Here is a 9,983-nt window from a genome sequence, read left to right on the forward strand (position 1 = left end):
CCCAAGACAGAGGAGCACGCCTGTGCCTTCATTCTCGAGCACACTTGAGCAGGCCATTCACGCCGCCCTGGCGGCTGCTAACGAACGGCGCCACGAATTCGCCACGCTGGAGCATCTGCTGCTGGCGCTGCTGGACGAACCCGACGCGGTGCGGGTGATGCAGGCGTGCAGCGTCGACCTGAAGGAACTGCGCGATACTCTGGTGGAGTTCATCGACGAGGATCTGTCGAACCTCGTCACCGATATCGACGGGTCCGAGGCGGTCCCGACCGCCGCGTTCCAGCGTGTGATCCAGCGCGCCGCGATCCATGTGCAAAGCTCGGGCCGGACCGAGGTGACTGGCGCCAACGTGCTGGTCGCGATCTTTGCCGAACGGGAATCGAACGCCGCCTATTTCCTGCAGGAACAGGACATGACCCGTTATGACGCGGTCAATTTCATTGCCCATGGCGTCGCCAAGGATCCCGCCTATGGCGAGAACCGCCCGGTGACCGGCGCCGAACATGGCGAGGAAGAGACATCGAGCGCGCCCACGGGCGATGGCGAGCAGAAGGAAAGCGCGCTGTCCAAGTATTGCGTCAACCTGAACGCCAAATCGCGCGCCGGCGACATCGACCCGCTGATCGGCCGTGACCACGAGGTCGAGCGCTGCATCCAGGTCCTGTGCCGCCGCCGCAAGAACAACCCGCTTCTGGTGGGCGATCCCGGCGTTGGCAAGACTGCCATCGCCGAGGGGCTGGCACGCAAGATCGTCGCCGGCGAGATCCCCGAGGTTCTGTCGAAAACCACGATCTATTCGCTCGACATGGGCGCGCTGCTGGCGGGCACTCGCTATCGCGGCGATTTCGAAGAACGGCTCAAGGCCGTGGTCAACGAGCTTGAGGATCATCCCGACGCGGTGCTGTTCATCGACGAGATCCATACCGTGATCGGTGCCGGGGCCACCTCGGGCGGGGCGATGGATGCCTCGAACCTGCTGAAACCTGCGTTGCAGGGCGGCAAGCTGCGCACCATGGGCTCGACCACCTACAAGGAGTTCCGCCAGCATTTCGAGAAGGACCGCGCGCTCAGCCGCCGGTTCCAGAAGATCGACGTGAACGAACCCACGGTCGAGGACAGCGTCAAGATCCTGAAAGGACTGAAACCCTATTTCGAGGAACATCACGAGGTGCGCTATACCGCTGATGCGATCAAGTCGGCGGTGGAGCTCAGCGCGCGCTATATCAACGACCGCAAGCTGCCCGACAAGGCGATCGACGTGATCGACGAGGCCGGCGCGGCGCAGCATCTGGTAGCCGAAAGCAAGCGGCGCAAGACCATCGGCGTCAAGGAGATCGAGGCCGTGGTGGCCAAGATCGCCCGCATACCGCCCAAGAACGTCACCAAGGACGACGCAGAGGTTCTGAAAGATCTCGAAGCCAGCCTGAAACGGGTGGTGTTCGGCCAGGACAAGGCGATCGAAGCGCTGTCGAGCGCCATCAAGCTTGCCCGCGCGGGCCTGCGCGAGCCGGAAAAACCCATCGGCAATTACCTGTTCGCCGGTCCCACCGGTGTCGGCAAGACCGAGGTGGCCAAGCAGTTGGCCGAGACGCTGGGCGTGGAACTGCTGCGCTTCGACATGTCGGAATACATGGAGAAACACGCCGTCTCGCGCCTGATCGGCGCACCGCCGGGCTATGTCGGCTTTGATCAGGGCGGGCTTCTGACCGACGGCGTCGACCAGCATCCCCATTGCGTGCTGCTGCTGGACGAGATCGAAAAGGCGCATCCGGATGTCTACAATATCCTGTTGCAGGTGATGGATCACGGCCAGTTGACCGACCATAATGGGCGCACGGTGAATTTCCGCAACGTGGTGCTGATCATGACCTCGAACGCGGGCGCCTCGGAACAGGCCAAGTCGGCCATCGGCTTTGGCCGCGACCGGCGCGAGGGCGAGGATACCGCCGCCATCGAGCGCACCTTCACGCCCGAGTTCCGCAACCGTCTGGACGCAGTGATCTCGTTTGCGCCGCTGCCCAAGTCGGTCATCCTGCAGGTGGTTGAGAAATTCGTGCTGCAACTGGAGGCCCAGTTAATGGATCGCCATGTGCATATCGAACTGACCCCGCAGGCCGCCGAATGGCTGGCCGACAAAGGGTATGACGACAAGATGGGCGCCCGCCCACTGGGCCGGGTGATCCAGGAGCACATCAAGAAGCCTCTTGCCGAAGAGTTGCTGTTTGGCAAACTGGCCAAGGGCGGTGTGGTCCGGGTCGGCGTCAAGGGCGGTGAGCTGGTGCTGCAGATCGACGGCCCTGACCGGCCGCGGATATCTGGCGACAAGCCCCCCCTGCTGACCGCAGATTGATGCGCCCGGGGCTCACGCTCCTTCTATCGCTCGCCGCCTTGCCCGCGGCGGGTGATCCCGTTTTGGATCTGCCCATCGACTGTACTCTGGGCGCATCCTGTCACATTCAGCAATATGTCGACCGCGATCCTGGAAAGGGTGCGAGCGATTTCACCTGCGGTGGACTCAGCTATGACGGCCACAAAGGCACCGATTTCGCGCTCCCTACGCTGGCGCATATGCGCGCAGGGGTCGATGTTCAGGCCTCGGCGCCCGGTATCGTGACAGGCCTGCGTGACGGGGTCGAGGATCGTGTCTATGGACCTGACAATGCGGCGGCGGTCGAAGGCCGTGAATGCGGAAACGGCGTGGTACTAAGGCACGAAGATGGCTGGGAAACCCAGTATTGCCACCTCAAGAAAGGTTCGGTCAGGGTGCGCAAGGGCGACCGAGTTGAGCGTGGCGCCATCCTTGGACAGGTTGGGATCAGCGGCAAGGCCCAGTTTCCTCATGTGCATCTGTCGGTCCGCCACAACGGCGCGGTGGTCGACCCCTTCGATACCGGTGATACGGCGCAATGTAATGCAAGTGGGGGCAGCCTCTGGCGAGAAACGCCCATTTACGAGGCCAGTGGCTTGATCGACGCGGGCTTTGCCGACGCGGTTCCCGAATATGCGCAGGTACAAGACGGCACCGCCACCCGGGCCAGTTTGCCCGGGGACGCAGGCGCATTGGTGTTCTTTGTCCTAGCGTTTGGCGGGCAAAAAGGTGACATCCTGCGGCTGACGGTCGAGGGTCCCGGAGGACAGCTGATGCAACAGGACATGACCCTAGACCGCGCTCAGGCACAGTTCTTTCGCGCGGCGGGACGCCGCCTGAAGGGGCCGTCCTGGCCCGCAGGTACCTATGAAGGCACCGCATCCCTGTTGCGTAAAGGGGTCGAGGTCGACCGGACACTGGCGACAGTCTCGGTCGAGTAAGCGCTACTTCTCGGTCAGTTTCAATTCGATCCGCCGGTTCTGCGCGCGCGCTTGGTCGGTGTCGGCCGAATTGACGGGCTGGTATTCACCAAACCCGTTAGCCGAGAGCCGGTCAGGTGGCAGGCCCAGCGCGTCGACCATGTAGCGCACCACCGACAGCGCCCTGCCCTGGCTCAGCTCCCAGTTATCGGCATATTTGCCGGTGCCCAGCAGCGGCACGTTGTCGGTATGCCCATCGACCCGGATCACCCAATTGATTTCGGGCGGGATATCGGCGGCAATCGCGCGCAGGATCCGCGCCACCTTGGCGATCTCGAACTGACCCTCGGGCGACAGATCGGCGCTGCCCGGATCGAACAGCACCTCGGAGGAGAACACGAAGCGGTCGCCCTCGATCCGCACGCCTTCCTGATTGCCCAGCACATCGCGCAGCCGCCCGAAGAATTCCGAGCGATAGCGCTCCAGATCCTTGGCCTGCTCGGCCAGCACACGGGCCTCTTCCTCCAACCGCTTGCGCTCGGCCTCTTCCAGCAGGCGGCGCTTGCGCTCCTCGGAGGCGGCACGGGCCAGCGCGGCGTTCAGGTCCTGACCCAGGCTTTGCAACTGTACTTCGGCAGAGGCGTTGCGGGCCTTGTAATCGTCCAGCAACGCCTGAAGGCTGCCCAACTGGTTGCGCAGGGCTGCGACCTGCTGGTTCAACAGCGCGGTCTGGCGCTGCGCCTCGGTCGACACCGCCTGTTCCTCGCTCAGAGCGGCCCGCGCCTGCGCCAGCAACGCTGCACGCTCCTCGGCCAGGCTGCGCTGGCGGGCGGCACTGCTTTCCGCCTCGGTTTGCGCGTCGAGCGCCGCCAGCAGACGCCGCTGCAACACCTCGTTATCCGAGGCGGCGGCCTGCGCACGCTCAAGCGACTCCAGCGCCATCAGCAGCCGCGCCTCGACCGAGGCGCGATCTTCGGCGGTGGAATCGGCGGCGGTACGCGCGGCGGTCAGATCGGCGCGCGCCTGAGCCAGCTCGGCCTCCAGCCCGGCCTGGATGCTGGCCGCCTCGGCCTCGCCACGCGCCAGACGTTCCTCCAGATCGGTGCGAGTGGTGTCGGCCTCGGCGCGGGCCTTGGCCAGTTCCGCCTCAAGCGCCGCACGCGCGGCGGCATGTTCGGATTGCAGCCGGTCAAGCTCGTCCCGATATTGCGAACGGGTCGCCACGGTGGCCGCGCGCTGCTGGGCCAGCGCTGCTTCAAGCGCGCTTTGTGTTTCTTCCGCATGGGCGCGCGCTTCGGCCAGAGCAGCACGGGTCTCGCCGCCTTCGGCGCGGATCCGGTCCAGCTCGGCCTCAAGCGCGCTGACGCGCGCGGCATCCTCGGACCGGGCCACCTCCATCTGGCCCAGCACCCGGGTCAGACGCTCGGCCAGTTCGTCGCGTTCGCGCGCCTGGGCGCGGGCCGCCTCGATCTGGTCCAGCGCCTCGGCCAGTTTCGCATTCAGTTGCTCACGCGCCGCATCCGCCGCCGCCAGCAGGGTCAGCGTATCCTCGGCCTCGCGGCGCTGCGCCTCCAATGCCAGAGTCATCGCGGTCAATTCCGCATCGGCGTTTTCAAGCTTCTCGCGCAGCGCCTGAGCGGCGGCGGCCTCGGCCAGGCGGGCAGCCTCTTCCTCGCTCAACTGCTGTTCCAGCGTGCTGATCTGCGCGGCGTTCTCTTCGCCCGAGCGGCGCAGATCGGCAATCATCGCCTCCAGCGCCTCGCGCCGGGCGGCGGCCAGCCTTGCCGCCTCGGTCCGGTCGTCAATCTCGTCGCGAGCCTGTGCCAGTGCCAGGTTCAACGCCTCCTGTTCGGTAAGAAGCCGGCCCCGCTCGGCCTCAAGCGCCGCCACATCGCCCAGCGCCCGGTCGCGATCGGCCAACAGCGCGGCGACCTGCGCCTCGAAGGCGGTAATCCGGGTCGCGGCCTCGTCCAGCGCGGCGCGGCTGCGGTCACGTTCGACCGTCAGCGAGGCAATCAGCGCCTGAGCCTGGCTCAGATCGTCCTGGGTATCGTTGAGCGTGGCATTGAGCGCGCCCAAACGCGCCTGCAACTGGTTGTTGGTGCGTTCCTCTAGCCCCAACGCCTGCGCCAGCCGCCCAACCTCGCCTGCCAGCGCGTCCAGCTCGTCCTCTTGCCCGGAAATGGTCTCGCGCAGTACGAACTGCACCACCATGAAGATGGTAAGCACAAAGGTCAGCACCATCAGAAGGCCTGTCATCGCATCCACGAACCCCGGCCAGACCGACCCCTGAAACCTGTGTCCGGTGCGGCGTGACAGGGCCATGGATCAGCCCTCGTCGCGGGCGACGCCGCGCAGCGGACGCCGCGGAACCGACAGCGCCTTGGCCAACAGCTCGATATCCTTGCGCAGCTCGGCCATGCTTTCCTGCCGACCGGCGGAAATCTCCTCGAGAATGCGCAACATCTGCACGTCGATCGAGCGCAGCCGCATCCGGCTTTCGGCGTCAAGCCCGTCATGGGCGCCCTGTTCGCGCAGAAAGTCGATCAGCGCCTCCTGCCCCGCCGCCACCCGGTCGAGCGCGGCAGTTACGTCCTCGGTCTCGGCCTGGCGCTGGTTCATCTCGGCAATTGTGTCGACCAGTGCCCCCAGCTTGCCGCTGACCTCGGCGCGGCCCTCTTCCGAGGTTGCGAACATGGCGTGCAGCGCGTCCATCTGCTCGACCATCGTGTCGACCACCCCGGCAATGGCGCCGCTTTCCGAGTGTCCCTCCTCGCCCGAGGAAAACCCGACCCGGGTGATGGTCGACAGCCATTCCTCGAGTTCGCGGTAGAACCGGTTCTGGCCGTGGCCGGTGAACAGCTCCAGCAATCCAACGATCAGCGACCCGGCCAGACCCAACAGCGATGAACCAAAGGCGGTGCCCATGCCTCCCAGCTGCGCCTCAAGCCCGGTCATCAGCCGGTTGAAGACGGCCAACCCCTCTTCGCCCTCCTGCGGGTTGAGGCTGCGGATGGTGTCCACCACCGCCGGGATGGTGGTGGCAAGGCCAAAGAACGTGCCCAGAAGGCCCAGATAGATCAGCACATTGGTGATATAACGGGTGATCTCGCGCTCTTCCTCGATCCGCTCGGCCACCGAGTCGAGGATCGAGCGGGTGGAGCTGGACGAAATCTGCATCCGCGCCGCGCGCGAGCGCAACAGCGAGGCCAGCGGCGCCAACATCGAGGGCGGTCTGGTATCCTCGCGCTCATGCCCTGCGGCGAACTCCTCGATCCAGCGGACCGACCCGATCAGCTGCACCACCTGCCAGAAACAGGCCAGCACACCGATCAGGAAGACCAGCAGGATGAACCCGTTCAGATAGGGGTTGGCCTGAAACACCGGCAAAACGCGCGGCATGGCGACAAAGACGCCAAACCCCGACAGGCCGATGACGATCAGCATCATCAGGATCTGGCGGGTCGGGTGCGAGAACTGCGGCCTCGCTTCTCGGTCTGGCTGGGCCATTCGCGGCGTTCCTGAACCCTTGACTGCTCTGGCCCGAACCTATCGAAAAGAGAGGCGCAACGCCAAGGGTTTATGCGGTAATCTCGCGCACGCGGGCGGAAAGCCAGTCGAGATCGGGATCATTGAGCCCGATTTCCGCCAGATGGGCCGCGGTGTTGTAGAGATACTCGGTATTGGGGCCGCGCCCGCCGATCGCGGTGGCGATGATCTGGGCCTGCCGCTCCAGCGGCATGCCGCCGCAATACTGCTCGTGATCGGGGTCGATGACATAGGTGACCGCGCGCACCAGGCCGCCGATATCCAGCGCCACGTCCAGCTCGCGCTCAAGATAGGCCGAGGAGATCAGTTCGCGTTCGCGCAGCTCGTCCAGAGTGCGTGCCTCGTGCCCCGGCTCGACCGCAAAGGCGATGCCCCGGCACTGTGCGTCGTGCACGGCGTCAAGCGCCAGCACCAGCCCCGGTTTTTCCTCGGTACCGCGATGGTGGATCGAACTCATGCAGAAAGAGCGCGACCAGCCGTTCAGCGTCGCCAATTCGCGCCGCGCCACCGGAAAACCCGGGTTCCACATCAAAGATCCGTATCCGAATACCCACATCGTCATCGCGCTGGTCCTTGCCCGTTTCGGCCTATAAACAGGAAAACGAGCAGAGACAAAAGGGGCAGGCGATGTTGAACCTGGTGCGGGTGGCGCTGCTGGCGGCGGTGATCTGGTCGGGCTATTGGGCGGTTGCGGGGTTCGGCCTGCGCGGTTCTGTCGTGAGCTGGTTCGAAACGCAGGCCACGCGCGGCTGGCAGGCCGAATATACCGAGACCGGCCTGTCGGGCTATCCGTTGCGTCATCGCATCGAAATCGAGGCTCCGGCACTGGCCGACCCGGACACCGGCACCGCCTGGCGGGCCGACTGGCTGGCGCTGCAAAGCCCGGCGATCTGGCCCGGACGGCAAAGCCTGCTGTTCCCCGACACGCCGCAACGCTTGTCTTACTTCGACCGGACCCTGGTGATTGAGGCGGACGCGATGCGCGCCGATCTGGATCTGGCGCCGGGTGTGGCGCTGGAGCTGCGCACGATGGGGTTGAGCGCGGGCGAATGGTCGGTCACCCGCGATGGCGAGGTTCTGGCCGATGCCGACGCACTGACCCTGTCGATGACGCAACAGGATCAACCCGAGGCCTATGTGCTGCACGCCGAACTCAGCGATCTGGCACCGGGTCGCGACCTGCGCCGCGCCATGGGCGGGGCCGAGGGGCTGCCGCGCAGTTTCGAACGGGCCGAGATCTCGATGGCGGTGACCTTCGACCGCCCCTGGGACCGCGCCGCGCTGGAGGAGCGCCGCCCGCAGCCGGTCGAGATCGACCTTTCTCTGGCCGAGGCCGCCTGGGGCGAATTGCGCCTCTTTGCCGCCGGCAAGGTCAGCGTCGACGAATACGGCATCCCCACCGGATCGGTGGCGCTGAAGGCCGAGAACTGGCGCGAGATGGTGGCGATGGCACAGCAGGGGGGCGCCCTGCCCCAGCAGGCCGCCGAGCCGCTGAGCCGGGTGCTGACCATGCTGGCGGGGTTGGGCGGCAACCCGGACGCGCTGGATGTGGAACTGGGCTTTCGCCGTGGCTTTGTGACGCTGGGGCCGATCCCGCTGGGTCCGGCGCCGCGCATCATCCTGCGGTAGGAGACAAAGGCGTCAGCGGCAATAGGGGCCGCCCCGGTGGCGGGCGGTGTCCAGATGCAGATGGTCCTTGTGATAGCGGTCCGCCTCTGGCCCCAGCACGGTGCCGAACGGGCCGCAGGCCTCTTTCCAAACCTGCCGCAGCATCTTGCGCGTGGCGCCGCGCTTCCAGCCTTCGAGAACGGTAATCCGCTCGCCGTCATTCATCACAAAGGCCGAGATGTCGATCGCGCGGCCCCTGCCATGCTCCGAGATCTTGGCGCCACGCTGGTTGTTGCGAGTGCGGCAGGCGTAATGCGCCGCGACCTGAAGCTCGACCACCGGACCGCGACGGCGAAAGGTCGGTTTGACGCTGCGCGCGACCCAGTGATTCAACGCCTCTGCCGTGCCGCATTCCATCACCGCCGGCGTGCTGAGCCGCACGCCCGAGACCGAGGTGACACGCACCGCGTCCTTGATACCGCAACCCTTGATCTTGCCCGGAACCCGGCCTGCTGCACTGCCCTGAATATCCGGGTTTCCGCAGACCGCACCCTTCATCCGCTTCTTGCGGCCAAACAGCGCGCGCTCTTCCACCTCTTTCGGGCGCAGCTCTGGCCGTGGCGACAGGTCGAGGCCGGGCGCGTCTGGTCGGGGTGGCGTGGCGGCGGCCAATATCTCCTGTTCCGAGGGCGGGCGCAGGTTCGGGCGCATACGGGTCACCGCAACCGAGGCGGCGGCCTCCTCTGTCGCCACAGCGATGGCGGCCTGAACCACCGGATCGGCAGCAACCGCGCGGGGCACCGGCCGCAACGAGCGATCCGGCGCATTGGCCGCAAGCGGCAGTGCCCAGAGCGTCAGAGCCAGAGCCGCGAGGATATGCCCGCGCCCGGTCATGTGGGCTTGCCCTTGACGCGTCCGAAATCGGGGGCGTCAGTGTCCTGCCCCGCCTCGATGATGCCCCGGCGGATCGCCCGTGTCCGGGTGAAATAGTCGAACAGATAGGTCTCGTCGCCCATTCGGATGGCGCGTTGCAGCATGAACAGTTCCTCGGTGAAGCGGCCCAGGATATCCAGCGTCGCCTCGCGATTGTTCAGGAACACGTCGCGCCACATGGTCGGGTCCGATGCGGCGATGCGGGTAAAGTCGCGAAACCCCGCCGCCGAATACTTGATGACCTCGCTTTCAGTCACCCGCCGCAGATGGTCGGCCACCCCCACCATCGTATAGGCAATGGCATGGGGCACATGGCTGGTCACCGCCAGCACCAGATCGTGATGATCGGCCTCCATCTCTTCGACATTGGCCCCCATGCCCTCCCACAGCGCGCGCAACCGGGCTACCGCCTGCGGGTCGCTGCCCTCGGTCGGCACCAGCAGGCACCAGCGATTGTCGTAGAGCTCGGCGAAGCCCGATTGCGGCCCCGAATGCTCGGTCCCGGCCAGCGGGTGAGCCGGAATGAAATGCACCTCTTCGGGAATATGCGGCCCCACCGCGTCGATCACCGCGCGCTTGACCGAGCCGACATCGGACACCGTGGC

Annotated in this window: 8 protein-coding genes; 3 read left to right on the forward strand and 5 right to left on the reverse strand. The window is 65.8% G+C overall.

Going from position 1 to position 9,983, the window contains the following annotated elements; all coding sequences use genetic code 11:
• Positions 1-22: 22 nt before the first annotated feature.
• Entirely contained in the window at positions 23-2,350 is a 2,328-nt protein-coding gene (clpA, locus tag AC2FNY_RS17935; protein WP_496803287.1) for an ATP-dependent Clp protease ATP-binding subunit ClpA, read from the forward strand.
• 62 nt (positions 2,351-2,412) lie between these two features.
• Positions 2,413-3,309 (forward strand): M23 family metallopeptidase, encoded by an 897-nt coding sequence (locus AC2FNY_RS17940; protein WP_496803288.1) that lies wholly within the window; start codon positions 2,413-2,415, stop codon positions 3,307-3,309.
• Between the two features lie 3 nt (positions 3,310-3,312).
• Here AC2FNY_RS17940 and AC2FNY_RS17945 read toward each other — a convergent pair whose 3' ends face one another.
• From AC2FNY_RS17945 to AC2FNY_RS17955, 3 genes are all read right to left on the reverse strand, one after another.
• Positions 3,313-5,613, reverse strand: a complete 2,301-nt coding sequence (locus AC2FNY_RS17945) for a peptidoglycan -binding protein (protein ID WP_496803289.1) — start codon at positions 5,611-5,613, stop codon at positions 3,313-3,315.
• Between the two features lie 3 nt (positions 5,614-5,616).
• The gene (locus AC2FNY_RS17950; protein WP_234165854.1) at positions 5,617-6,798 is read right to left on the reverse strand and encodes a biopolymer transporter ExbB; all 1,182 of its coding nucleotides are present in this window, start codon (positions 6,796-6,798) and stop codon (positions 5,617-5,619) included.
• Between the two features lie 70 nt (positions 6,799-6,868).
• Positions 6,869-7,399 (reverse strand): gamma-glutamylcyclotransferase, encoded by a 531-nt coding sequence (locus AC2FNY_RS17955; protein ID WP_234172086.1) that lies wholly within the window; start codon positions 7,397-7,399, stop codon positions 6,869-6,871.
• A gap of 65 nt (positions 7,400-7,464) precedes the next feature.
• Here AC2FNY_RS17955 and AC2FNY_RS17960 point away from each other — a divergent pair, with 65 nt between their 5' ends.
• A complete protein-coding gene (locus AC2FNY_RS17960; protein WP_496803290.1) occupies positions 7,465-8,466 on the forward strand; it encodes a DUF2125 domain-containing protein in 1,002 nt (333 codons plus the stop codon).
• A 12-nt stretch (positions 8,467-8,478) separates the two neighbouring features.
• On the opposite strand, the gene AC2FNY_RS17965 is transcribed toward AC2FNY_RS17960, so the two are convergent.
• Together AC2FNY_RS17965 and AC2FNY_RS17970 are read right to left on the reverse strand one after the other, a co-directional pair.
• Positions 8,479-9,339, reverse strand: coding sequence for an extensin family protein (locus AC2FNY_RS17965; protein WP_234184285.1), 861 nt, complete (start codon positions 9,337-9,339; stop codon positions 8,479-8,481).
• Positions 9,336-9,983 (reverse strand): prephenate dehydrogenase/arogenate dehydrogenase family protein (locus tag AC2FNY_RS17970; protein WP_496803291.1); only part of this gene is annotated, 648 nt, incomplete at its 5' end. The genes AC2FNY_RS17970 and AC2FNY_RS17965, both read right to left, overlap by 4 nt.

The organism is Ruegeria sp. BHSC223 (assembly GCF_059613025.1).

Excerpts from the sequence above, each read along its gene's own strand:
- AC2FNY_RS17965 (WP_234184285.1), bottom strand. The coding sequence starts at position 9,339 with ATGACCGGGCGCGGGCATATCCTCGCGGCTCTGGCTCTGACGCTCTGG.
- AC2FNY_RS17960 (WP_496803290.1), top strand. The coding sequence starts at position 7,465 with ATGTTGAACCTGGTGCGGGTGGCGCTGCTGGCGGCGGTGATCTGGTCG.
- AC2FNY_RS17950 (WP_234165854.1), bottom strand. The coding sequence starts at position 6,798 with ATGGCCCAGCCAGACCGAGAAGCGAGGCCGCAGTTCTCGCACCCGACC.
- AC2FNY_RS17945 (WP_496803289.1), bottom strand. The coding sequence starts at position 5,613 with ATGGCCCTGTCACGCCGCACCGGACACAGGTTTCAGGGGTCGGTCTGG.
- AC2FNY_RS17955 (WP_234172086.1), bottom strand. The coding sequence starts at position 7,399 with ATGACGATGTGGGTATTCGGATACGGATCTTTGATGTGGAACCCGGGT.